Origin of the sequence: Chryseobacterium nepalense (assembly GCF_023195755.1) — a bacterium.
Taxonomy (GTDB): domain Bacteria; phylum Bacteroidota; class Bacteroidia; order Flavobacteriales; family Weeksellaceae; genus Chryseobacterium; species Chryseobacterium nepalense.
Genome location: NZ_CP096203.1, coordinates 1226678 through 1251562, shown reverse-complemented (window position 1 = coordinate 1251562; position 24885 = coordinate 1226678). Strand labels below are relative to the sequence as shown.

The 24885-nt window shown below is 37.4% G+C and carries 16 protein-coding genes; all 16 read left to right on the top strand.

The window, feature by feature from the left end:
* The first annotated feature begins 4 nt into the window (after positions 1 to 4).
* The 16 genes from M0D58_RS05305 (at position 5) to M0D58_RS05230 (ending at position 24818) form a co-directional block, all read left to right on the top strand.
* Positions 5 to 283: a DUF6966 domain-containing protein gene (locus M0D58_RS05305; protein ID WP_248394039.1), complete on the top strand. Its 279-nt coding sequence runs from the start codon at positions 5 to 7 to the stop codon at positions 281 to 283.
* A 94-nt stretch (positions 284 to 377) separates the two neighbouring features.
* Positions 378 to 701 (top strand): hypothetical protein, encoded by a 324-nt coding sequence (locus M0D58_RS05300; RefSeq protein ID WP_248394038.1) that lies wholly within the window; start codon positions 378 to 380, stop codon positions 699 to 701.
* A 482-nt stretch (positions 702 to 1183) separates the two neighbouring features.
* Positions 1184 to 5170, top strand: a complete 3987-nt coding sequence (locus M0D58_RS05295) for a phage tail protein (RefSeq protein ID WP_248394037.1) — start codon at positions 1184 to 1186, stop codon at positions 5168 to 5170.
* The gene (locus M0D58_RS05290) at positions 5170 to 6036 is read left to right on the top strand and encodes a hypothetical protein (protein WP_248394036.1); all 867 of its coding nucleotides are present in this window, start codon (positions 5170 to 5172) and stop codon (positions 6034 to 6036) included. Before M0D58_RS05295 ends, M0D58_RS05290 begins: the two co-directional genes overlap by 1 nt.
* A 113-nt stretch (positions 6037 to 6149) precedes the next feature.
* Positions 6150 to 6569: a 5-fold beta-flower protein gene (locus M0D58_RS05285; RefSeq protein ID WP_248394034.1), complete on the top strand. Its 420-nt coding sequence runs from the start codon at positions 6150 to 6152 to the stop codon at positions 6567 to 6569.
* A gap of 411 nt (positions 6570 to 6980) precedes the next feature.
* Complete coding sequence (locus M0D58_RS05280) at positions 6981 to 7832, top strand: hypothetical protein (RefSeq protein ID WP_248394032.1); 852 nt, start codon at positions 6981 to 6983, stop codon at positions 7830 to 7832.
* Between the two features lie 781 nt (positions 7833 to 8613).
* Positions 8614 to 9351 carry a hypothetical protein gene (locus M0D58_RS05275; protein WP_248394030.1) on the top strand — a complete coding sequence of 246 codons (738 nt, stop codon included), beginning with the start codon at positions 8614 to 8616 and terminating at the stop codon, positions 9349 to 9351.
* 914 nt (positions 9352 to 10265) lie between these two features.
* Positions 10266 to 11579, top strand: coding sequence for an ATP-binding protein (locus M0D58_RS05270; RefSeq protein ID WP_248394028.1), 1314 nt, complete (start codon positions 10266 to 10268; stop codon positions 11577 to 11579).
* Positions 11580 to 11721: 142 nt separating this feature from the next.
* Entirely contained in the window at positions 11722 to 12294 is a 573-nt protein-coding gene (locus M0D58_RS05265; RefSeq protein WP_248394027.1) for a hypothetical protein, read from the top strand.
* Positions 12291 to 12731, top strand: coding sequence for a lysozyme (locus M0D58_RS05260; RefSeq protein WP_248394025.1), 441 nt, complete (start codon positions 12291 to 12293; stop codon positions 12729 to 12731). Before M0D58_RS05265 ends, M0D58_RS05260 begins: the two co-directional genes overlap by 4 nt.
* Positions 12732 to 12905: 174 nt before the next feature.
* On the top strand, positions 12906 to 13754 hold the full coding sequence (locus tag M0D58_RS05255; protein ID WP_248394023.1) for a hypothetical protein: 849 nt from the start codon (positions 12906 to 12908) through the stop codon (positions 13752 to 13754).
* A gap of 2 nt (positions 13755 to 13756) precedes the next feature.
* Complete coding sequence (locus tag M0D58_RS05250) at positions 13757 to 15175, top strand: phage tail protein (RefSeq protein ID WP_248394021.1); 1419 nt, start codon at positions 13757 to 13759, stop codon at positions 15173 to 15175.
* Between the two features lies 1 nt (position 15176).
* On the top strand, positions 15177 to 16988 hold the full coding sequence (locus M0D58_RS05245; protein WP_248394019.1) for a pyocin knob domain-containing protein: 1812 nt from the start codon (positions 15177 to 15179) through the stop codon (positions 16986 to 16988).
* A 460-nt stretch (positions 16989 to 17448) separates the two neighbouring features.
* Complete coding sequence (locus M0D58_RS05240) at positions 17449 to 18255, top strand: hypothetical protein (RefSeq protein WP_248394017.1); 807 nt, start codon at positions 17449 to 17451, stop codon at positions 18253 to 18255.
* Between the two features lie 15 nt (positions 18256 to 18270).
* Complete coding sequence (locus M0D58_RS05235; protein ID WP_248394016.1) at positions 18271 to 19290, top strand: hypothetical protein; 1020 nt, start codon at positions 18271 to 18273, stop codon at positions 19288 to 19290.
* Positions 19290 to 24818 (top strand): pyocin knob domain-containing protein, encoded by a 5529-nt coding sequence (locus M0D58_RS05230; protein WP_248394015.1) that lies wholly within the window; start codon positions 19290 to 19292, stop codon positions 24816 to 24818. Before M0D58_RS05235 ends, M0D58_RS05230 begins: the two co-directional genes overlap by 1 nt.
* Positions 24819 to 24885 lie beyond the last annotated feature (67 nt).

Genomic DNA, 24885 nt, shown 5'->3' with positions numbered 1-24885 from the left:
AAATATGACAATTAAAGACTATTGCCTGCAAATAAGTAAATTATTGGAAGAGGCAGATCACGAAAAAAGCAAAGCTTTTATACAGCTTGGAAATCTATATGTGATTAATAGAGAAGAGGCACTTTCAAATATAAAAAATATATATGGAGGTATGGGCTCATTTAACGATTTCGTACTATTTAAAGACGAGAAAGTTGACGTTGAAGCCAATGAAAAACTCAGTGCATTAAGAGAAGATCTGTATAAAGCAGTGGTATCTGAAATTATTGAATTGAGAAGTTAAACATAATTCTCAAATAAAGAGCTACTGTTTAAATACAGAAATATAGCATAATATGTTCAGTTTTTTTAGGATAAAAAAATTATAAGTAGTTTGTATGAATAATATCGAAAGCTTGACAAAAGAATTTAAATCATTTAAGGAGAGTGATCCTATTAAAAATTACATGCAACTATTAAACATATGTGATGTATTATTGCATGATTTTCCCAATGATTTAAGAAAGGAACCTTTTTATAGTTTCACTTTGGATATAATAAATGAATTAATAGAGTTAAGAATTGAAATTGGTTCAAGAAAAATGTATGATGGATCTGATTTAGATTTAGAAATCGTTATAAGAGAAATGAATCTATTAAAAAGTGTTGTGCCGAATGATGAAAAAATGCAAAAAATTATCAATCGCCTTTTTAGGGGATAATCAAAGTCAAAATTTATTCACAGAACAACTAAGACATATTTAAAGGTCTGGATTTTATAATCCGGACCTTACTTTTATATTCAGTAAAACAATGGATATTAGATTTTCTACAGAATAATCGCTTTAAAACGCAATAGCTTCCAGCTTCATTCATCACGCTTCAAGCCTCAAAGCATTTCCTTACTTACTGCAACTACAGAATCCATCGCTCAAAAAACAGGGTATTCTCATCAAAAAATAAGATTTTTGAACCAGAGAATTTAAAACTCGAAAAAACACAGGAGACAAAAAAACGGAGTGGCTTTATCATTACCTGTTTCTCATTACAAAAGCAAAATGCCATTTCCGATTACTTAAATTCTTAAAAAAATCACCCGCCCCGGAGCTGATTTTTCACATTCAACAGGTATACAAAACGCAATTCATTTCAATTGCGTTTTGTATGTCTTTTACCCATCAACTATGAATAAAAAAACTAAGTCATGAAAGCAGCAAAACCTGTAGAAGTAGACAACAAAGCCCACCAGAACCAAAATAAAAAGCAAAAGCAGAAAGATCCGGTGGTTCTGCCTCAGTCAGAGGTAGAGATGACTACTATACAAACCCAAAAATCTGGTAATCAAGTCAGCAATCCAGGATCCGCCACATCAGATGATAGCAAGGTGAGCCTCAATGGTACACCGGCGGCCGTTCACGGTTCGCAAAATATTTATGATCAGGGCTCAAAGATCTCTTACGGCAGATTTCAGGAAAATTTACAGAAGACCGGCGATATCAACCATCCCGAAACCAAGGAGATGGAAAAAGACTATATGGCCACCCTGAATGTTAACCAGATAGAAGATTATCAAAATCTTAAATCCGGCAACTATACTCCAAAAACCTTACAGGAGCAGGAGGAAGTGTATCAGGAAGGCAAAAAAGTTGAGGAAGGAAAAACAACAAACACGGAAACAGCTGTTAAACCTGAGCATAAGGCAGAAGGGAAACCTGCAGCCGGGACTAAAGATAGAGCGGAAGAGCAAAGCGTAGAAGCAGCACCTTCTCCAAATGCCCAAAACAATCCCGAATTTACACAGTTAAGTGGTAAAATAGCCGCAACAGCACATTCTCAAAAAAGCCATGAACCCGCACAAAAAGCAAGCGATGCAGCACAGGCCGCTGCTCCTTCACCTGCAAACGAACGCGAAAGTATGGCGCAGGCAGGCAAAGTAGATCATATGGATGCGCAAAAACCCGGAACATTCAGCAAAGATGATTTTAAAGCTTTATTAAAGAAGAAAATTGAAGGAATCAGACTTCCTAAAGATGAAGCTGAAGCTGATGATTTCGAAAACAACAACAACATACAGCAGGTCAATAAAAATGCAGTTGCCGATGTTAAGAATGAAAAAAATGCAGCAACCAACGATATTGCTTCAGCTACCGCGGCAAAACCTAACATTGGGGCACAACCTGTTCGCTCCGTTGCCAAAATGCCAACACCTAATACCGGAAAAGCTCCTAATGTTCCAAATGCCGCAAAAGCAATGCCTAATAAAAGAGATGCTGCAAGCGTGGAAAAGCCTCTTCAGGAAGAAACCAATACCATTGACAGCGAAATGAAAACCCATGGAGTAACGGATAAAATGCTCGCCAACTCCAACGAGCCTTCATTTACGGAAGCCTTAGACGAAAAAAATAAGGCTAAAACAGAAAGTACCGCCGCCACACAGAAATTCAGGAAAACAGAAAATACCGAACTCTCTAAAACCCGGCAACAGGCACAATCACAGGCTGTTCAACATATTGGCGGAATGCATAATGCACGCAAAGGCGGATTGAATCATGCGCACGGCGAACAAAAGAATACCGCAACAAAAGACAGCCAGAAACGAAAAGAAATAGCCGATCATATCAATAGTATCTACAACAGCTCTAAAACAGAAGTTGATGGTATTTTAAACAATCTTGATAAAAAAGTTGCAGAGATGTTCGACTACGGTAGCAAGATTGCCAAAAAAGCATTTGAAGATCACGTAGATAAGGGAATGAAAGAATACAAAAAGAAGCGTTACGGTGATGCTTATGCCAAATACGGCGCTTTAGCGACTGCCGGATTATGGCTGTGGGATAAAGCAACCGGACTTCCCGATGAGGTCAATAAATATTTTGTAAGTGGTAAAGCATTATATATTGAAACCATGGATCAGCATATTGATAAAATTGCAACCCATGTTACCGATCAGCTTAATGCTGCTAAAGCGAAAATTGCCAAAGGTAAAAAAGACGTACAGACGTATGTCAACAGCTTATCGCCAAGCCTGCGTAAAATAGGCAAAGAGGCCATTGCTGAAATTCAGAATAAATTCAATGCGCTGGAAGAAAGCGTGAACAGTAAAAAAGATGCACTTATCGATGTATTAGCTAAAAAATATGCCGAAAACGTAGCAAGTATCGATGCCCGAATTGAAGAATTGAAAGTCCAAAACAGCGGTTTCATAAACAAAGCACTCAACGCTTTGAGCGGTGTATTTGCCATTATTATTGAAATTAAAAACACCCTTACCAATTTATTATCCGGTATTGCAGATGTTGTCATGGCAATTATAGCGGATCCGATAGGCTTCTTTAAAAATCTTATTGCAGGCGTCGGGCAGGGATTTGCCAATTTCGGGGCCAATATCTGGACGCATCTTAAAACCGGCTTCTTCACCTGGCTCACCGGCGCAACAAAAGGCATCGACCTTACCATGCCGGAAGATATATTTTCTCTTAAAGGAATTTTCTCTATCACCACACAGGTGCTTGGTTTGACCTGGAACGGAATCAGAGCCATCGGTGCAAGAGTGATCGGAGAGCCGGTCATGAAAGTTCTGGAAACCAGTTTTGAAATGGTGCAGATCGTCCGTAAAGAAGGTGTTGCCGGGCTCTGGGAACATCTTAAAGACCAGTTTGCTGACCTGAAAGCCACGATCATGGATACCATTATGGATATGATCCAGACCCAGGTAATCCAGGCGGGAATAAAATGGATTATGGGCTTGCTGACTCCGGTAGGAGCATTTATAAAAGCTGCCATGGCGATTATTGATGTGGTGAAATTCTTCATCCAGCGTGCCGCACAGATTATGGAGCTGATTAAGGCCTTCATCGACAGTGTGGCAGCCATTGCCAGCGGAAACGTAGGTGCTGTGGCCAAATCCATAGAAAACGCTTTAGGCAAAGCGGTTCCTGTTTTAATTGGCTTTTTGGCTTCATTACTGGGAATTGGCGGATTGGCTGATAAGGTTTTGGGCGTAATTCGCAAAATTAGACAGCGTATTGAAAATGCCATTGTGAAGTTCTGGACTTTTGTGAAAGGGAAGGCTAAAGGATTGCTTGGGAAAATAGGAGGGGCGAAACTAGGTTCTGATAAAAAGAATAAAAAGGAGCAAAAAGGAGTAGATACACGTACCATGGCTGAAAAAGAAAGAGATTTAAATGCAGGAGTAAAAGAAGGAACCCTACTACTAAAAAACGAAAATCTTGATAAAAAAGAAATACAAAGGCGTCTTGAAGTTTTAGAAGACCGTTACGATTTGCAGGAGCTTAAAATAGTTACTGATAAAGTTGATGCAAATAAAGAAACGGTGCATATTTATGGTAAAGTAAATCCTGACAAACATGGAGATAAATCTGATCGAAAAATTGATGAAGCACCAAAAAGAGGAGATCATATTTTCAATTTGGGATTAGGGAAATCTTTTAGATCATTAGCTTCATTAACTGATAGTCAATCTTCATTGTCTTCTAGTTTTGCAAAAGCAGGAAATGTTGTTGATGCTGACGAATTTCATATGACTGTTAAAAAAGTGGAACAGAGAAGTAGTGCGGGTGATTTTAATTCACAAAAGTTTGGAGCTACCAAAGCAAGATTGGAAGATAGAATGGCCGACTTTATGGAAGCTGTAAATCATAATAAACCCACAAATCCTTCAGCTATAACAAGCTTAATAAAGGATCTGATAGACAGTGCTGTAGATCATGATGCTATAAATTATCTGAATGCAAAAGACAAACAAAAAGCCCAGAATGGCAAGAATAAATTGCAGGAAATAAAACAAGATCTTGTTAAAGCCATTATGGCAGTGGAATCCAAGGATGAGAAAGATTCTGGATACAAAGATGTAGAAATAGCTAAACAGGAGTTAAAAACAGCTATTAAAGAAACCCAGGAACTTCTAGACGAAAAAGAAATCTCAAGAACCATGAGAATAAACGAGTTGGAAGCATTGAAACAAAATATGAATGAGGTGAATCGATTAAAGGGCGTTTCGTTTTATAATGCAAAGGAACTTTTAGATCTTACTAGAGAAAGCTTAAAGGAAGTTGAGCACTACCATATAAATGATCAAGATGATAAAGAGTTGGTAATTTTTCAAATAAATAAAGAGTTAAAGAATGTTAATGAAGCAAAAAGTTTAATTTTACTACAAAAAATAGATTAATGATACATACAGCTAAAGGGTTAATAGGTGTTTTAAACAATATCCCAATCACAATAACAAATAAAGAAATAATTAAATGGAGTTTAGAAGATGCTTCAATTATACAACTATTAAATTATAATTTTACAGAAAGTATTGATAATTACGATATTAGGAGTAAAGATGGGCGTATATTTATAACTGATTTACAAACTGCAGATTTGTATTGTTTAGAAAATGATTTGAATATAAAAAATATTGTGTTTGAAGACCGGTATGAAAATAGAAAACTACGAACTAACTATCTTTTTAAAAATCTAAACTCTGAAGATTTAATTATAAATGCAAGAGATAGTTATGGTTATTACTTATTAAATTTAAAAAGTTATCAACTTACCAAATATTTATCTATTTTAGTTTCAAAGTACATGCGACCTTTTTCAATAATGGATAGTAATATTTTATTTATATCTTATAATATCCTATATTCTACTAATGATAGCGAAGAGATATTATATCATTATCATTATAATGGAACAGAAAATGAAATAGGAGTTTATATAACTGCCGATGAAAAAAAAATTGCTCAGTTTCAGGCACCAGAACCCATAAATTGCGTCAATTTTTATACTAATTTAATTGATGAATACAACACTAAAACTTACAGTAACATAAAAGGTTGTTTGGTAGCAGATAAAATTGTGCTGTGTTATCAGCATATGTTGTATGTATTAGATTATGAAGGCAATGTACTAAAAACAAGGCCGGCTAAAGAGAACAGCCGGTATTGGGGATTGGAAAAACTAAACGAAAACCAAGTGCTTTTAGCTGAACTAGATCCCAATGATTCAGAGAAAATGTTTGTTTTTGAGTATGATATATTGTAAAAATAAAGCGAAATTTCCAGCCGGAATTTCGCTTTTTTATTTCGGGAAATTCGTCTTATATTGGTATTGATAAAAATGAAAAATAAACCAATCACCAGATAAAATTATCCATCATGAAAAAAATACTATTCTTTTTTTTACTTGTGTTAAATATTTCCATTATAAGCGCTCAAACCATAGAATCCGAAAGCCACAATACGGCAGGATATATTAAAAGCGACGGTACTATTGAAGACAGAAGCCATGCGACCGTTGGATACATTAAAAATGACGGCACTGTTGAAAACAAAAGCCACGGAACTATTGGTTATATTAAAAGTGATGGAACCATCGAAAACAAAAGTCATTCTACCGTAGGATACGTTAAAAAAGACGGAACGATAGAAAACAGAAGCCATGTTACGATAGGCTATCTTAAAGACGACGGAACGGTAGAAAACAGAAGCCACATAACAATCGGCTATGCAAAAGGGGTGAAAAAAGATTGGGCAGCAGTCGTTTTTTCTTTTTTAATCTTGATTAGCAGAAGATAATTTTTTAACAATTACCTGAAAATAAAAGGCTTGGATTTAATCTGAGCCTTTGTTGTTTTGATCTGAAGCGAGATCTAAGTTTGGACTGAAGTTATAGACAGTCCGAATTATAACTTTCTGCATCTGCATCTCCTTCCTGTTTTACCTCATTAAGCTACTTCCTGCAACTACAGAATCCATACAGCATAAAACTTTCAGCAGAACAAAAAAAACTTGAATTTTGAATTTCACTTCACATTATTCTTGAATACACAAAAACCAACGACATTCTATTATCGTTATAAACATCACACCTGAGAAAGAGCAAGTCACTGCAACTACAGAACCTACACCGCAAAAAGCTTTTATAAAAACAAAAAAAATATGAATTTTGACCTGTAAATCAAAAGCAGCACAGAATACTAAAAATACATGGAAACAAACGAAATAACCACCAGAGAAAAATTAAAAACCTATTTTGAAACAGGTAAATATCCCACAGAGGGTCAGTTTGCAGAATTGATTGATTTTTTTAGCCTTAAAGATGATATCGTTTCGAATAAAGAACTGGTTACGCTCGCCAACAACCTGGCTGCTCTTGATAATGGATATATTCTTTACAATACCAGTAATATTGAAAATGAGAAGTTTGCGATTGTTGTACATTCAAAAGAAGGCGAAGACCAAATTTTTACAATCGGCAAAACCGAAAACAAAGAACAAAAACGATATTTCCAGGGCAGCGCTCCTTACACAGTCAGGACAAAAGACTTTCTGGTAAACCAATTAGAAGGGCACAGATATTACTACCTGAACACCCAGATCGATGATGGCGCTACAATGAGCAGGCTTTTCGGAAATAATCTGCCTCCTATTCCCGGGGATTTTGAAATGGGAACAGTAGAAAATAAAAAAATTTCTGTAAGAATAAGTAATGAGGATTTTGATCGTAAAATAAGTAATTTACATACACATCTTACTTTTGTTAATAAAACCGAAATACTTATTGAATACGCTTTATACGGAAATTACTGGTCTAATAGGTATGTTTCCGAAGATATGGTTACAGATCATTACGACCTTGGAGACTTTCTGGCTTGTTTTTACAGAGCGGATCTCACCGAAGTTAGTAAAGCCATAGAATGCAGGATTTATGATGCAGATAATGATACTCTTTTAATGAAAGCCTCTTTGATACCAGGACAGAAAAATATCAATGTCTCTGCAGGAGGTGCTCTGGCAGGCATAAGAAATGCCAGAATCGAATGCCAATATGAAAGCTAAATAAAAGCTTCTGCAACTACTGAACAGATAAAGTAAAAAGCTTTTATAATAGGAAAAAAAGAAAGAGCTTTGTATTTTCAGAATAACTAATAGGTCATTCACTTTTAAAAAATAAGAGTTACTGCAGCTACAGACAAGACAGGGCAAAAAGCTTTTATAATAAGAAAATAAGTATCAACTTTGCAGTGTCAAATAAAAATAAAGCAGTCGCTTATGCAGAACAAGAGTTACTGCAGCTACAGAAGAGACAAGGCGAAAAACTTGTCAGATAAAAAGAAAAATTGCAATTTTGAAATTCAATTCTCAGGCAATACAAGCCTTCCAATTAATATAAAAAATTATTTGGATATCGCAGAATCAGCGAAATGTAAGCAATTACAAAATCAATAATAAAAATAATCCTCAATCGGGTAAGATCCTCAATCGCAGGAAACCTTTTGCTCTCGAAATATCGGAATTTTCTGGTGTTTATATCAGAATCTCGCCGGGAAGTAAAATGACAGAAACGATCATAGAATCTGTTGTTTTTTTCAGGAGTAGATTGATTTCTTTAAAAAGTAGGAACTCCGTTTACGGTGGAACTTTCATAAACAGCTGCCCCGGCAGTTGGGTAAGATTCACAAATTTGGGCTACTTTCCGGTTGGGGGTTATTTCTAATACATAAATACATTTTAAAAAAATTCAGACAAAAAACTTCAATGCTGAAACATACTTTTAAAAGGGAATCATCAGCTGAAATGGCATCATACGAAGGACATAAGATAAAAACATTAAGATATTATGGAAGAAATAAATAAATTCACCCAAAGAGAGGAACTGAAAACCTATTTTGAAACGGGTAAATATCCAACACAGGGTCAGTTTGGCAGGTTTATAGATAATTATGTCCATCTGAATGAGTTTAATTTCGGAATCGAAGTAAAACCGGCAGGAGAGTATGAGACAAAAAAATATCATTTTTATGTGGCCAAGGATCTCAAAAATTCACACAGAGGGCACATCACCCTTGAAGATACGGGCAATCCGCCCCAGGATATAAACGGGTACAATCATGTTTTATCAAGGGGGTTCGGCTACAGATACCTAAACGTGAAATTATCAGGCGAATTGGATATTGATAAACACAAGCCGAAAATCATCATCCAACGTTATAAACAGAAAAAAAGGCTCTACAGTGGTTATTTAAAGCCACCCGGATTTTACAAGGAATGTAATGAAGATGCAAAAACCTGGGGCAGGCAGTCGGAATATCCTGTAACATCTAACGAGATGAAACTTGATATTAATCCTGTAAACTATTTCAGACCTGGAGCAGACTACAAGGAGTTTTATCCGGCAGGTACTTTCAGCAGACCCGGTTCATTCAGATATTCCGTGCATCACAGAAAACCCTATTCTCTGATCCAGATGCTTTTGGAGATTGAGGTGAACGGAACAAAATTCAGATCAAATCCTGTCACGATCAAAATCCTTTTGGGGCGCGATGAAAAGGACCTGATTAATTATATTATAAATTAATAATAAAAAAGATAGCCTCAATTGGGTAAGATTCTCCTTTCTTGGAAACCTTTTACTTTTGAAATACCGGAATTTTCCGATGCACGTCAGAATCTTGCCGGGATGTAAAATAACAGGTTGCAAAATCTCTTGTTTTCTTTCAGAAGTAAGATTGATTCTTTAAAAAGTAGGAACTCCTTTGGATGAGAAGCTTTTATAAAAACAGTTGCTGCGGCAGTTGCGTAAGATTCTCTAATGTGAGCTGCTTTCCGGTTGAGGCTCCTTTTTTACAACCATTGTTATTCTCATTGAAAATACAATAAATTCAGAATATAAATAGGTTGAAAACAACCATATCAAAGCATTATTAAAACATTGCACATTGATGAAAAAATTATTAAAAAAAGATAAAATATAAAAACAATGACCATGAAAACTGAGTATTACAACAATTATTCAGACTCATTTGTGAGCAGCTTTAAGGCTGAGGTTTGTTAATACAGATCAGAGAATAAAATGCAGCATCAGAGATGTAAATGCATGATATTTTAACAACCCGAGTAAGATGCTCCCTGACAGGAACCCTTTTTACCCTGAAATATTGGAATTTTTTTGAATAAATCAGAATCTTATCCATAATGGAAAATGAAGATTATCACATCTCTTATTTTCTTTCCGGGACAGGTAATAATATCCGTGAAACGGAAATTGATTATCAAAAAGTAGGAATTCCGGTATGAGAAGACTTTCAAAAAAAACTGTTAACGCAGTTATGGTAAGACTTTCCTTTATGAGTTACAGTATTTAATATTACTGATGGTCATTTTTTTCCAACATTTTTAACATCAAAAATCTTTAACGATTGCATAAGGCAAATTTATTTGAAAGATAAACAGGTAATGGTTTTGATTTCAAAAATAAAAGACTAAAAACCAATGGAGGCAGAACAGATACAGAAACTATTTACGCATTTGGAAGAGGTGATAACCTGGCGTATCAACAATTCTTCAGAAGATTTTATGGGAGCGCCGGGATTCATATCCGATGACCATACAGGTTTTCCATTAGGAAACTATATTTCAGAGAAAAAATTTGCGCATCAGGAAGTTATCATTCTTTTAATGGCTTTATTGCCAAGATTAGATCCCGCACTTCTGAAGCGTATTTACCTGGATTTTCCCAACAGCCCGCTGTTTGATTTTTGTTCGGTTAATGATAATGGAAGACTCTTTTATCCTACGGTTCAGACGGTTCAGTATATTTTGGGCGGTCAGAATATTTCAGAAAGATTAACAGCTCTGGATTATTTTGCTTCAGATTCTATGTTGGTTAAAGATGAGATTATTACATTCTCCGGCTCAGGAAAGGAGTATGGAGCTGAAAATAGTCAGTTAAGTGTTCATCAGGAGGCTTTTAATATTATTATTTTCGGATCAGAATTATTGCCGAAAATGAGCAACGACTTCCCGGCAGAACAGATACACACCCACCGTTCCTGGACAGACCTTATCCTTCCTCAGAATACACTCGATGAAATTCAGAGTATTGAATCCTGGTACAACAGCAGCAGGATTCTTATGGAAGACTGGGACATGCAGAAAAAATTAAAACCCGGTTTCAGAGTTCTGTTTTACGGAGATCCGGGAACAGGGAAGACCCTGGCAGCAAGTCTTTTAGGGAAATATACAAAACGTCCCGTTTTCAGGGTGGATGTTTCTATGCTGGTTTCAAAATATATTGGCGAAACAGAAAAACAATTGGCAAAACTATTTGATAAGGCAGAAAATAAAAACTGGATCTTATTTTTTGATGAGGCTGATGCTATTTTCGGAAAAAGAACCAATGTGCGGGATGCCCATGATAAGTATGCTAATCAGGAAGTTTCTTATTTACTCCAGCGGATAGAAACATTTTCAGGGCTCATTATTCTGGCATCCAATTTTAAAAATAATATGGACAAAGCTTTTACAAGGCGTTTCCAGAGCTGCATAAAATTTAGTAATCCAAAATACGAAGAACGCCTGCGTATCTGGAAGAATAATATACCCGAACAGCTGAAGCTCGAGGGAATTAAGCTGGAAGAAATTGCCGAACGGTATGAACTTACCGGGTCTAATATTATGAACATAATACAGGATGTAAGTTTAAAAACAATTGCATTAAGAGATCCTGATTATAAAGTAAGTCCCGATATGCTGCTGGAAAGCATCAGAAAAGAATATGTAAAAGAAGATAAAATTTTCACATAAAATCCCATCAGTTTAAACTCACGTCTGTTCGAGTGTTTTCGTAACAAAGTGAAGAAAATGTATCGAGAACACGGTGCAGCTTTGCTCTCCTGGTTTTAAACCAACTAATCAATCATATAATTAACTACTAAAAATAAAGCTGATGAAAGCAAAAATCCTGCTGCTGATGATATTCAGTGGCCTAATACTTGGCTGCTGCAGAAGCAAACAAAAAATTACAACCGTTTCAAAGGAAAATACCCGGGAAACTGAAACAGTGAAAGTTGATTCCCTGAATTTACAAAGTTCAGAAACAATTCAAAGCAACTCGAAAGACCTTGCAGTCAATGAAAAAATCAACGAAATATCCGGGGATTTTTCAATTACGGGGAAATCTGATGTCTCCAGCCCTTTTGTTTTCCACAATGTTGTCGGGAAAGATACTGTTCAGAGTATTTCCATTATGGGAAATGCAGAATATTCCATTCGCAATCATTATGCAAAAGCATCGAACGAAAAGACTGAAAATAAAAAAGAAGTATTCAATAATATTTCCCTGAAGGCAAATAAGAATGCTGTTTCCAAAAAAACTGAAAAAGAAACAGCATCGGTCGTTTCCCAGGAAACAAAAAGAATAAAAGTAACAGGCTTTGGAATTGCAGCATGGATTTTCATCACCGTCTTCGGAATTACTGTGATTCTCTTGTTTTTCACCTATAAATATTTCAAAAGATGAAAACATCACAAAATGGAATCAATTTAATTTTATCATTTGAAGGTTTCAGTTCAAAACCTTATCTGGATTCGGCAGGAATCCCTACAATTGGCTATGGAAACACCTATTATCCGGGCGGTAAAAAAGTAACCATGAAAGATCCCGCCATCAGCAAAGAAAAAGGAACGGAATTATTCGCATCCGTTTTACCGGCTTATGAAAAAATAGTCAGCAATAAAATTAAAACTGCGCTTACACAAAACCAGTTTGATGCGCTGGTATCCCATACCTACAATACGGGAGGATCTGATACCCTGTTTTCTTTAATCAATAAAAAAGCAAATCCGGAAGCCATCAGAGACTGGTTTACATCAAGATATATTACCGCCGGAGGTAAAGTTCTGAACGGACTGATCAGGCGAAGAAAAGCGGAAGCCGACCTGTTTTTTTCGAAATAGGAACTGTGCTTTTCCGTCTTTGTATTCCTAAAAACGAATGAAAGAAAAGTTGAATTCAACGAGTTTATAATCACTTAAAATGAAATTAAAGCCAATGAAAAATGTAGATACGAATATAATCAAAAATAAAAAAAATGTGATCATAGAAGAACTCAAACTTAATTTTCAATAAACATGGCAGTACCATTAACAACAATATTCAGCTGGTTTGAAAAAGGCGATTCTCCTACAGAATATCAATTTAAACAAACCTTTTCTTCATTCCGTCACACAGATGAAAGAATCAGGATGGATGAAGTCACAGGTTTACAGGAAGCAGTTCAGAATATACTTCCTGTCACAATTTTCAACAATCACCTGGAAGATGAAAACGCACATACTTCAGTGCTTGCAAAACTCAACGCATCCAACCTCACTGCTGCCGATATCAACGGATGGAAAGAAAAATTACAAATCAATTTAACAGCTACCATAGATGGTGACGAAAATACAGGAAATGTCTATACAAAAGCACAGACAGAACAGATTTTAAATATACTCCGCGAAAAGAATGATGATCTTCTTGAACGTATTCAGGAAATTACCGGTAAGCTTTCTTCCGATGATGTAAATCTTGATACACTTTACGAAATCGTACATTATATCAAAGAAAACAGGAGACAGATAGAATTGCTTAACGATCTTTTTTCAGGAGGCAGTTCGGATGATAAAATCAGCCTTGTGGGAAGTTATTCAAACTGGGGAACTATTAATTATCAAAGCCAGTTTAACAGTTTAGTGTATGACAAAATCCGGCAAATCGAAAATAGCGGCTCCGAAAAAATCAGACATGAGGAGAAGGTGCAGAATGATTCCAGGATAAAACATGACCTTAATACATTAAGTTTTGCAATAGACGCATACGATACCGTTACCCTATTTTCAATACCAATTAAAGTAAGGAGAATTGATCCTAATACCATTGATGTACTGTTTGATTCAGTACCACCAAATATGATTCAGTTAACAATTAAAAAATTATAATTATGGATATTAAATATGCTTATTATCACAGTTCTGTTGGATACAAAATCGTAGGAAAAACAGACAACGACATCTTAACAGCCGGCGGCGGAACGCGCTCTATCAGCTCTTTCTGGCATGACGGAAATTTTACTCCGACTGACTATGTTCCGAAGACAAGAACGTTAACAATTAACGGAACAAGTTATGACCTTTCGGCAAACAGATCATTTACAACGCCGGATACGGTTACCCGTGTGAAGGGAGGTACATCCGGCTCTTTAGTATCCGGAGATATTACGCTTGCTGCGGGTGCCAATATGTCTATCAGTCAATCCGGAAATACCATTAAATTAGATTCCACGGATACAACTTATGCTGCAGGTAATGGTTTAACCCTTACAGGAACTACATTCTCTCTACCGGTTACAACTTCAGGAACCGGGAACGTGGTTACGGGAATTACCCAGACCGCCAGCGGAATAACGGTTTCTTTGGGATCTGTACCTACAACAACGGATCTTGCCAATTACATCCCATTGTCACAAAAGGGTGCGGCAAACGGTGTTGCAGTGCTTGATGGTGCCGGGTTGGTTCCTGCTTCTCAGTTGCCTTCTTACGTGGATGATGTTCTGGAAGGATATTATAAAGTTGCCGACGGAAAGTTCTATAAGGAAGCGGCTTATACCAATCTTATTGCCGGCGAAACCGGTAAAATTTATGTGTCTCTTGATACCAACAAAACATACCGTTGGACGGGAACAACATTCGTTTATATTACTTCAGGAGCCGTAGATTCTGTAAATGGCTTAACAGGAGTTGTCGTTTTAAACAAATCTCATGTAGGCTTAAGCAACGCCGATAATACTGCGGATGCAGCGAAAAATGTTCTTTCTGCTACAAAATGGACTGCCGCAAGAACCATTACACTTTCTGGAGTTACCGCAACGGCACAAACGATTGACGGATCCGGAAACGTTGCCATTCCCGTTACTGCTGTTCCTGCAACATTGTTAACAGGGACTGCATCCATCAATACAAGCGGATCGGCAGCTAAATTAGCCACCCCAAGAACAATCGCCGCTTCTGGCGACGGAACGTGGAATGTTTCCTTCGATGGCTCGGCAAATGTTACTTCGGCATTAACATTGGCGCCTTCAGGGGTAACTGCAGGAACGTACAGCCGGGTTACCGTAAACGCGAAAGGTTTGGTTACTGACGGAAGCAATGTTTCAAAAACATACACTACGAATATTACAGGAACTTCAACTTTAGCTCACAACCTAAACACACTGAACGTTGAGATTACCATGCGTGATACGGTTACTTCTTACAAAGTTTACGGAAGAATAAAACCAATCGATACAACAAGTGTAGCAATAGAATTTGATTCTACACCTCCTAATCCAATTTCAGTAGTGGTAACCAACTTAGATTTATAGAATGGATATTAATTACGCATATTATACTTCTGCGAAAGGCTATAGGGTAGTCAACGGTACTGCGGCCCAGTTTTTAAAAGCTGATGGCTCTGTAGATAATGCCTCATATATTCCTGCAGGCACAGAAATTAATATGGCTGATAAAAATATTAATTTCACAACAGGAAGTCTTTCACGATTTGAAAATAACACACGGGTTTTTAATAAAGTGTACCAAAGACTTTATGCTGGTGCCCAAACAGGAATTTTAAGTTTTAAATTTCCACAGGCTACCTCACTTGCAACGATGTTCGATGTAACAATCAAAATATTCGGATGGAATGCCAGGATATTAGGAACCGTAAGAGTATCTTTTTATAAGTTTTCCGCAACTGTACTTAATAGCAATCACAAAGCTATTATTGAATGTTCTGATAATTTTCCTTCATCGGTAATTAATGTAGGATTTGATGCTTCCGGCAATGTTTGTATTAATATTGGGGAATCAAATACGGTCTGGAATACCTATCTGAAAGTAGAGGTTGAAAGAGTTGCAGCTTTTCATCAGGGAGCGAACTTCGATTGGTCTAAAGGATGGACACAAACCATCGAAACGGATGTTTCAACGTACACTCAGCTTCTGTCAATTGCTACGGAAGTTGTTGCAACAAGAACATGGGTAGATCAAAATAATACCGGTTCAGTTCCTAAATTTGCCGCATTACTTGCTACTGCCGACCTGAATACATTTTTGACGCCCGGTTTTTACTATCAGCATGCCAGCTCTAATGCTACTTCAGCAAGAAATTACCCGGTTGGTCTGGCCGGCTGTTTAAATATTTATAAAACTTCCAGTACCCGGATTGTGCAGGAGTACAGTGATTTACAGTATGGCAGAACCTGGAAGCGTATTTATGATGGTATCAGTTTTAGTGGCTGGCTGAGAGTGTGGTCTGAAATAGATTTCAATCAGAGTAATATTACCAATTGGAATAACTCCGTACAGCAGTCAGCTTTAAGCAATTACTATACAAAAAGCGAAGCTCTGAATCAATTTGTGGGCAAAAATGGAGTTGAAACGATAAATGATACTAAAACTTTTACTCAAAGCCCCGTAATCCCCGCTGGGACATTGGATAATCATGCGGTAAACGTATCCCAGCTTATTAATTTAACGGACGGATTTGTAAAGCTTAATGAACCATTTCCGGGTTGGGAAATTATGCTGTTAAATCTCAGTGCAGCTGGGATCGCAGGATTGTTTGATAAAAAGAATGATCTCCTTATTGCCGCGAAAGAGAAAGACTATGTAAAAGTTGGCTGTAAAACAGGAGGTTACGATGGTGTTGCTATTAATTTAAATAACGGGCATATCGGTTATGGTGGTGTAGAACCAACAGATTCTCATAATCATTATTTTAACGGAACTATAAGAATTCCGTATGGTATTTATTCGGAATCCAGCAATAATAATGATGTATATGGCGGAGACGGGAGCTTATACCGTTTGTCCCACGAAATAGCCCGCGAAGATGAATATATCCGGCTCAGACCGGATGATAAGGAATTTACTGGTACTGCAAATTCATACGCCACCAAAAACAGGGTTGTAAAATTGACACTTCTTGACGGAGGATCAATAGTAATTGGTCTTATGCCTGAATATCAGGAAATTACTGTTATGAACGTTAGCGGAAATCAGGCAAAATTTATAGTAAACAATACCAGTGTGAATTTTACCATACCTCCCAAAAGCAGCGCAAGGTATTACATGAACAGCAACGGAAGAATAATCCAGGAAACAATGAATATAGGAAACTGCGTTGCTTCTTAATATTTCTTAGCAAAAATGTAACGCAAAGTGAATCATTTGATTTAAAATGTTTGCGTTCAGCAATAATTTATCAGCGTATATGGATATTCCTGTGCGCTGATTTATTTTAATGATGACCTATTATTCAGACAAATTTTATACAGACAGAATGTACTTCTGCAATTATTAAATGATCAGGATCCTGAATGGAAACTTACTGCAGCTACGGACTATACCAGTTAAAAAGCTTTCCCGGTAACTGAAAAAACATGAAATTTGAAGAGTACAGCATAACGGTAATCATTAAATTCAACAGACAGGTTTATGATTCAGGTTGAATTTCATACAGTTTCTTTTGCCCGGTGCAAAAACTTAATTCTCCAAAAACAAATCAGAATCATTTAATGAAATAAGTAAGTTTTAAAAATGCTTTAATGTCTCACTTATTCTCACTTATATCAAGACTAATTTCAACAATCAAATGAATACACCATTAAATACAATTTTCAGCTGGTTTCAAAGCGGAGATTTTCCTACTGAAGCACAGTTCAAAGCAACATTTTCATCGTTTTATCATAAGGATTACCCAATTCCGGTTGAGAATATTGAAGGGCTTGAAGATCTTTCTCAATTATTTGCCGGTGCAGAAGCGTTTCAGGAACACCTGAGTGATTCTGATGCTCATTCCGCGCACCTGGCTTTACTGAATGCAGGTAATCTGACGCCAGCTCATGTTAACAGCTGGAAAGATAAACTGGGAATTGTAAATGTATACACTAAAATACAAACAGATGGTTTTGTTAACGAATTGAAGGTGGCGGATACCAATCTGGAGTCAGAAATAGAAAATATCAAAAAGTTACTCTTATCCAACGATTTATCTCTTGATGAACTTCAGGAAATAGTTGATTTCATAAAGAAAAACCGTATTGATATTGAAGCATTAAAAGCGATTTCACAGGAAGGAATAAAAGAAGATAAAGTAAAGCTCTTACTGGATTACAGCTGGCTGAAAAGCCCTAAAAACCAGCAGGAATTTAATCAGCAGATTTACGAAAAGGTTTTGGTCATCTCGGAGACCCCAACAAGCGCCTTAGTACAGATAACGGGAAGTACAGTATTTTCTAACCCTGTTGAAACGGAAAATGTAATCATCCAGGCACGCGATAGTGTTACTGGTAAAAAAATAAATATCGACGATTATGCAACCAACCAGACCATAGAGATTAATATGCTGGGCGAAATCGTTAACCCAATCAATATTCTCATTTTAAAAGTTAAACCATAAAAAAAATAAAATACCATGAATAAAAACGCAGTAATAAGCAACAACGCAAATCAGGATAATTTTTTTGGAGAACTCCTACGTACACGTTTCCAGTATTTTGATTCACTTCCCGACACAAGCGGAGTTCCCGCGGGCTGGATCATTGATTACAAAAATGAGCTGCATCAATGGAATGGAAATCAATGGATTAATCTGGCAAATAATTATGTGCATCCGGATTATCCTCTTACCAATAATCCGTTCCAGACAGATCAGACCAGCGGACTTCTTTTGTTAAGTCAGATTCTTACCAACAGTTCCGGACATGTTATTAAAGTAGCAGGAAGAAACCTTACCAACGCAGATATTGTTTCCATTTTCCTGAATGATGCCGTTCAGTCGGGAACGTTTACATGGTCGTCGAATAAAATCAAAACGTATGTTGAAAACCTTTTAGGACAAAGTCTTACAGGTGCATTGATTTATCAGCCGGGAGGGTATGTTCCTTCTGCTGTTGAAGGTTCCATGGCTGCTCCGTCACCCATTACATCAGCCGGCATAAAAGTCGGGATGGTGTGGGTAATTACGGCAAATGGCTGGGTTGGAAATAATCCTGTCTCTGTGGGAGACCATCTTATTGCCAACACGGATGGCGGGTCAAATGTACCGGCCAATTATCAGATCATAGAAAAAGGAATTCCGGATATTGTAGATGCTACAGATTCGGTAAAAGGACTTATTCAGATCGCTACGGATGCTGAAGCCCTTGCCGGAAGCAACGCTACTAAAGCAATGACTCCCAGATCAACAAGAGCGGTCCTGGATTCGAAAATCAAATCTAAAACATGGTATATTGGTGATGGCTCTTCGGTAACTTTTGTTATCACGCACGGCTGGAATGCCTGGGATGTCGACTATACCTGCTATCGTAATACAGATAACAGAAGAATAAATGTAAGCTTCCTGCCTCTCTCTGCAAATGATGTACAGATAGATGTTTTGGCACCTCTCTCCCCGAATGAATACAGAATTACTTTAACTGCAAGATTAGATTAATGATCGCACCGGAATATTTTAACAATCACATCGCTGTAGAAGGCGAAATTATCGTGAAAGGAGTTCCGAACGATACAGGTTTTGTATTGGTATGGAACCCTCTAACGAAAAAGATAAGCAAAAGGACACATGCAGAAATAGTTTCTGATTTAAGTCTCATGACTACCAATACTTCACAGGACGTCGGTGGCAGGAAAGTATTCTATGTTTCCGGAAATTCCAATCCGGAAGATACTACATTGTGGACTTATGGAACCGGTGGCGCAAAAGCAGGAATTGTGTTCTACAGCTCCGGAATGGATGCTGGAAAGATCAATTTTGACGGATATTTTCATTTTAAAAATTTTAATGATACAGGATATAAAGGCATCGTTGCATCTGAATTCAGAAAAGCAAATTCCGATGATGGCAAAGTTCTTTTGGGAGGTGGTGGAGAAAAATCAATTTCAGACTTCTCCGTAAACAGTCATACGCATGATTATCTATTTAAAGACGGATCATATCTGGCAGATGTTCACGGGTTATTTGAAAATAATAAGTTTAAATTTATTACCCGGGTTGATCAAAGTTCGGCAAATTTATTTCCCAGTAAACTAAATTCAAACTCAATACTCAGTATCGCATCACATGATGGAGACTATGGAAACCTGTTGGGCTTTAATAGTGAAAACCAGATGTTTGTAAAGTCAATTAGTGGCGGAAACTGGAGCGGTTGGGAACAAATAGCGTATAAAAGCTGGGTTGCATCACAATTAAATAATTTAACAGGTAATTATGTGCCTTTTAACGGGGCTTCACAAAACATCGATCTTAATTCTAAAAATATCTCAAATGTAGGACACTTTCAAAACTCCGGGTCAATAATTAGCAATAATATTGCCTTATCCGCATTTGCAGGCTCTTATGGAGGATATCAGTCGAATCCTTTGATTAAAATTGGAGCGAGGCCTGGAAATATGATGACTTTTACTGTAAAACTGTATAATTATCCGCATTTTTTCTATGAGTTTCAAGTTAATATTTATAATTATTTAGGAGATGTTTATGAGCCTACGGTTACCTGGAAAGCAGGTGATTCTGCACACATAGATAGAATAGAGTTTTATAAAGATCCTGCTACGGGGGTTTTCTATATAAGACCCATTATTGAGGTTGCTTATTCCAGAATAGCAATTACAGATGTACAGGCATATGGGGGAGACGACACATTTTTGTCTTCCAGCTGGGATGTTGTTTGGGGAGGCGATGTTACACCACTGCTTCTCCAATATACAATATTAAGTACTAATTTTAATGGAGATTCGAGAGTCGTAAATACTCATAAAGAACAGCTTATTAATGCAAGAAAGGACTTTAACGGAGCTACCGGAAATGACTATCTGGGAGCCGCTCTGCAGCTGAGGGGTAATGGTCCTGCAAATACGATATTCCCAACAATTGCTTTTCATCAATCTGGTTTGTATGCCGGGACTGTTAGTTACAGAGGTGATGCTCAGGGATTTTATTTTACGGATGTTAATGGCAGCGGCTTTGAAAATATTACCGCAAGAGCATTCTATAAATATGGTTCTGATAATGGTAAGGTTCTTTTAGGAGGCGGAGATCATAAGTCTTTATCAGATTTCTGGACTCCGAATAATTTTAATCCTAATAACTATATCCCAAGCTCACATCCCGTTTACGGAATCACTTCTGCTGAAATCAATGACTGGCGGGATTTTGGAGGATACTTGGATAACAGGAATATTCAGCCGGCACATCTGGAAACTCAAAAATTACAGATGGGCTTTACAAACTGGTTTAATAATGGCGATCAGGCTAGTCATTATGCTGATTACCTGCATTTTGGAGGATATCAGGATTCTTCCGGCGGAAATCAGAACCTAATTATGTTTAGCAAAGCAGGACCTGGAATAAGACAGTTTCAGGGAAGTCCGCAGGGAGTTTCGCCATATAAGTCATATGTTGACTACTGGCATACCGGAAATTTTACACAATCAGAAATTGACAGATGGAACAGTGTAGCGGCAAATTCCAGTAATTTTGTCAGTCTTCATACAGAACAGACCATAATTTCCAAGAAAACTTTTGCCGGAGGAGATGGTAACGGCTATTCAGGTGCTCCTTTAATGGTGAACGGAAACGGCAATACCAATTTGGTTTATCCAACAATATCATTCCATCAGCCCGGACTGTATGCCGCAACAGTAAGCTACAGAGGTAATGGTTTTTACTTTATGGACATCAATGGAAATAATTTTGATTATGTAAGGGCTGCAGGATATATAAAAGACGGATCTGATAATAATTATGTGCTCCTTGGCGGAGGCGGCCACAAAGCGGTTTCAGATTTTTTAACCTCATCTAACTTAAATGATTACTTACCAAATGCTGGCGGGACAATGACCGGCATGATCAATTTCGGAAACAATGTGGGCGGAATTATGGGGCAGGTTGGTGATAATGATTACTGGCGGGTGTATGGCAATACAGCAGGATCAAATCAGGGCTATCTGGAAATAGCAACGGGTGATGATGGTAACGAACCGATTTATGTACGTCAGTACGGTGGCCTTTTTACGAGTCTCATAAGAACAGCCACCCTTCTTGATGAAAGCGGAAATACAAATTTCCCGGGTACTGTTTATTCTCAGGGATTTATAAAAGCCAATTCCGATAATTCATTAATCTTGTTGGGAGGAGGAGGCCATAAGGCTATTTCGGATTTTGCACTGTCTTCTCAGTTAGGAAGTTATGTTACGTCCAATACTACCCAAACCATTGATGCCACCAAAACGATAGGTTTTCAGAATACCATCTATTCGGGATGGGACAGATCATCGGTAGCCAATCCGCAGATGGGGCCTTTTTCGTTGCTTAATCTTGCATTGCAGGGAGCTTATCCTTTATATGGAGATGAAGAATTCAGATATGGCGCAAATGGAATAGGAGTTTATAATAATTATGGCAACGGTACAGTTTCCATGACCAGGGAAGCCGCATCTGATCTGCCAAACAGGTCAGGAATGCAGCTGAGGTTTAATTATAATGGTAATGGAGCTACGCCGGGGTTGGGTGGATTTATATTAGGGTTTAATGCCAGAGCCAATGCTGTGTTTATCCAGAAGTTTATGGCTAAACTGCCTATAGGCTATTCATTTAACAATGCCGAAAACTATATGGGCGATCATGCTTCAGTTAGCTGGCTGACTCCAAGATCCGGAACGGGAAAATGGGAAACCTATGTAAGAGCTGTTATATGTGGTACAGGAACCAGTTTTGGAAATGGAGGTCATGTATATGTTGATGGCCCGGATACGGCAATGGAATTTACTTTGGCTTTTGCTGAAGTGTATGAAGTAAACAGCTCTGTCTTTTCCAGAATAAAAGAAACATTCTATGCTAAAAATGAAACGATTGATTTTAATGAATCTGTTGATCCTTTAATTACCGCAGGAGCCGGTTCATGGATCCAGAGAGTTCTTCTAAAAAGAGGGTGGGATGGATCATATGGTGATTTTATTCAATTAAAAGTTCCGGGTTCAGGAGGTAATTCGGCATCATTAATAATAGATCAGAATGGTGGCCTCAGATCTAATTACGGATATTTTTATAGCGATAATTTAATTGGAGCACAGGTATTCAATCCTCAGAAAGAGACTCTTTATCTGGGTAACCCATCGCTGCCGCATATGGTATTACAGACCAATACCAATGTTCATTTTGATTATGAAGGAGCCGGCAGCATTTATACATTTAATATAAAAGGAGTTTATCTGGACAGGAATATTAATTTTAATCTTGATAATTCCGGAATCAATTTTTTTGAAGGGGGTAAGATCTACAAAAAAGCAGGTGGCGGAGTCTATATTAACAGAGGAAGCAACGGCATAGATCCAAGGATAGAAAATGTAGATGGGTCTGAATCCTGGATGATATTGCATGAAGGAAATTATAATCCTTTTAAGAATTTAAGACATGTATCTGCTTTAGAAGATGTTTCAGAATCAGGAATCTACAGGCAGGAAGGTCCTACTTCCGGATATAGTTTCACAACAACTCTAAACCTAAACTCTTCGGACGGAAGACAACAGCTGACTATTGAAAGAGGTGGCGGAGGAATGAAGTTCAGAGGTTCTTATTACGGTTCCGGAAATCAGGGATGGAGCGATTGGAAAGACGTTATTCATTCAGGAAATATTAGTTCTTATATGAATGGCTATGGGTTTATAAGCCAGTCAGGTTTAAATTCCCAGCTTTCAGGATATGCTACTTTAGCAGGCGTACAGACATTTACCAATACCAATACTTTCGCTCAAAGTCCGGTAATTCCTAACGGTACTTTAGGAGCTCATGCAGTTAATTTAAATCAGCTGAACGGGAAAGCCAATGCGCTGGAAAATGCTACAGGAATAGGTTTTTCATCAGGTAATTATCCATCTGCAGACGGTTCGCAATATCCCTACATCTACTTTAATAATGGAGGAACGCAGGCTTATATCGCATTGGCAACACAAGCCTATTTGCAGAACAATTTTTTAAGTACTCCGGATGGTACCTCTGTGATGATTCCCGGTTCGGATTTAAACAGCTACTTTAAAACAGGCTTTTACAGAGGTTCCGGATTGGCCAATGCACCTATGAATAACGGCGGATGGTGGTATGTGGCAGTTGAAACCCACGACAGTACCTGGGTAAAGCAAACCGCTACTTCATACGGTTCAGGAAACACTCCTAATATTACGTATCAAAGGACGATGGTGGGAGGAAGGTGGACTGCATGGGTACAGATCTGGACTACCGCAGATTTTACAGTTTCTAATATTCAGCAGTGGAATTATGCTTATCAATACGGATTAAAGCTGAATGAAGAATTTACAGTGCTCCAAAATACAGGTTTGGTACTGGCAGATAATTATTTTGGCGGAGAATCCGGGATTATCGACAATCAGACAACAAGGCTTCTTGCTGCGAAACAGAATGAATACTATTTTTATGGCTCCGGTTATGATAATTTTGATGGCCTGAATTTCGAATGTAAATACAGCCTTTTCGGAATGGGAATGCCATCTAACGGCAAAGATAAACTCGTTGTAAAAGGATCCGTAAAAGCTTTAAATAATTTTAAATCGGATAAAGAAAGACCGGATACACTTTTTATTCCTAATGGTGAGATCGCAGATTTAAGGGACGAAATTATCAATGATGAATCAGAATACGCCATAAGATTAGATCCTCATGAATACGAAATTGACCAGTCAGGATATCTGGAATTAAATGATAGAAACAGGTTGATCCATATTATTGGTGAATATTCTAAAGACCTGATGGTCGTAAACCTGAGGGAAATCTATCCGAAACAACAAATTGTCATTTATAATTTTGACCATACAGGAAACGGTATGGAAGTAAGAATTCAGGGAAATAAAGTGTATAATATTGAATCACGCTGCTTCCTTAGATTATATGTCACTAATTCATTGAGAGTGATTGCAGAACGCCTGCAGCCTTGTGACATGATCTGGTAAGAATAATATTGATAATCAATTATGTAAACAGTATCTTACAAATTATATAAATTATTTAAATCCTGCG

Bases quoted from the DNA above. Each gene is read 5' to 3' on its own strand.
- M0D58_RS05305 (WP_248394039.1), top strand. From the start codon at position 5: ATGACAATTAAAGACTATTGCCTGCAAATAAGTAAATTATTGGAAGAG.
- M0D58_RS05300 (WP_248394038.1), top strand. From the start codon at position 378: ATGAATAATATCGAAAGCTTGACAAAAGAATTTAAATCATTTAAGGAG.
- M0D58_RS05295 (WP_248394037.1), top strand. From the start codon at position 1,184: ATGAAAGCAGCAAAACCTGTAGAAGTAGACAACAAAGCCCACCAGAAC.
- M0D58_RS05290 (WP_248394036.1), top strand. From the start codon at position 5,170: ATGATACATACAGCTAAAGGGTTAATAGGTGTTTTAAACAATATCCCA.
- M0D58_RS05285 (WP_248394034.1), top strand. From the start codon at position 6,150: ATGAAAAAAATACTATTCTTTTTTTTACTTGTGTTAAATATTTCCATT.
- M0D58_RS05280 (WP_248394032.1), top strand. From the start codon at position 6,981: ATGGAAACAAACGAAATAACCACCAGAGAAAAATTAAAAACCTATTTT.
- M0D58_RS05275 (WP_248394030.1), top strand. From the start codon at position 8,614: ATGGAAGAAATAAATAAATTCACCCAAAGAGAGGAACTGAAAACCTAT.
- M0D58_RS05270 (WP_248394028.1), top strand. From the start codon at position 10,266: ATGGAGGCAGAACAGATACAGAAACTATTTACGCATTTGGAAGAGGTG.
- M0D58_RS05265 (WP_248394027.1), top strand. From the start codon at position 11,722: ATGAAAGCAAAAATCCTGCTGCTGATGATATTCAGTGGCCTAATACTT.
- M0D58_RS05260 (WP_248394025.1), top strand. From the start codon at position 12,291: ATGAAAACATCACAAAATGGAATCAATTTAATTTTATCATTTGAAGGT.
- M0D58_RS05255 (WP_248394023.1), top strand. From the start codon at position 12,906: ATGGCAGTACCATTAACAACAATATTCAGCTGGTTTGAAAAAGGCGAT.
- M0D58_RS05250 (WP_248394021.1), top strand. From the start codon at position 13,757: ATGGATATTAAATATGCTTATTATCACAGTTCTGTTGGATACAAAATC.
- M0D58_RS05245 (WP_248394019.1), top strand. From the start codon at position 15,177: ATGGATATTAATTACGCATATTATACTTCTGCGAAAGGCTATAGGGTA.
- M0D58_RS05240 (WP_248394017.1), top strand. From the start codon at position 17,449: ATGAATACACCATTAAATACAATTTTCAGCTGGTTTCAAAGCGGAGAT.
- M0D58_RS05235 (WP_248394016.1), top strand. From the start codon at position 18,271: ATGAATAAAAACGCAGTAATAAGCAACAACGCAAATCAGGATAATTTT.
- M0D58_RS05230 (WP_248394015.1), top strand. From the start codon at position 19,290: ATGATCGCACCGGAATATTTTAACAATCACATCGCTGTAGAAGGCGAA.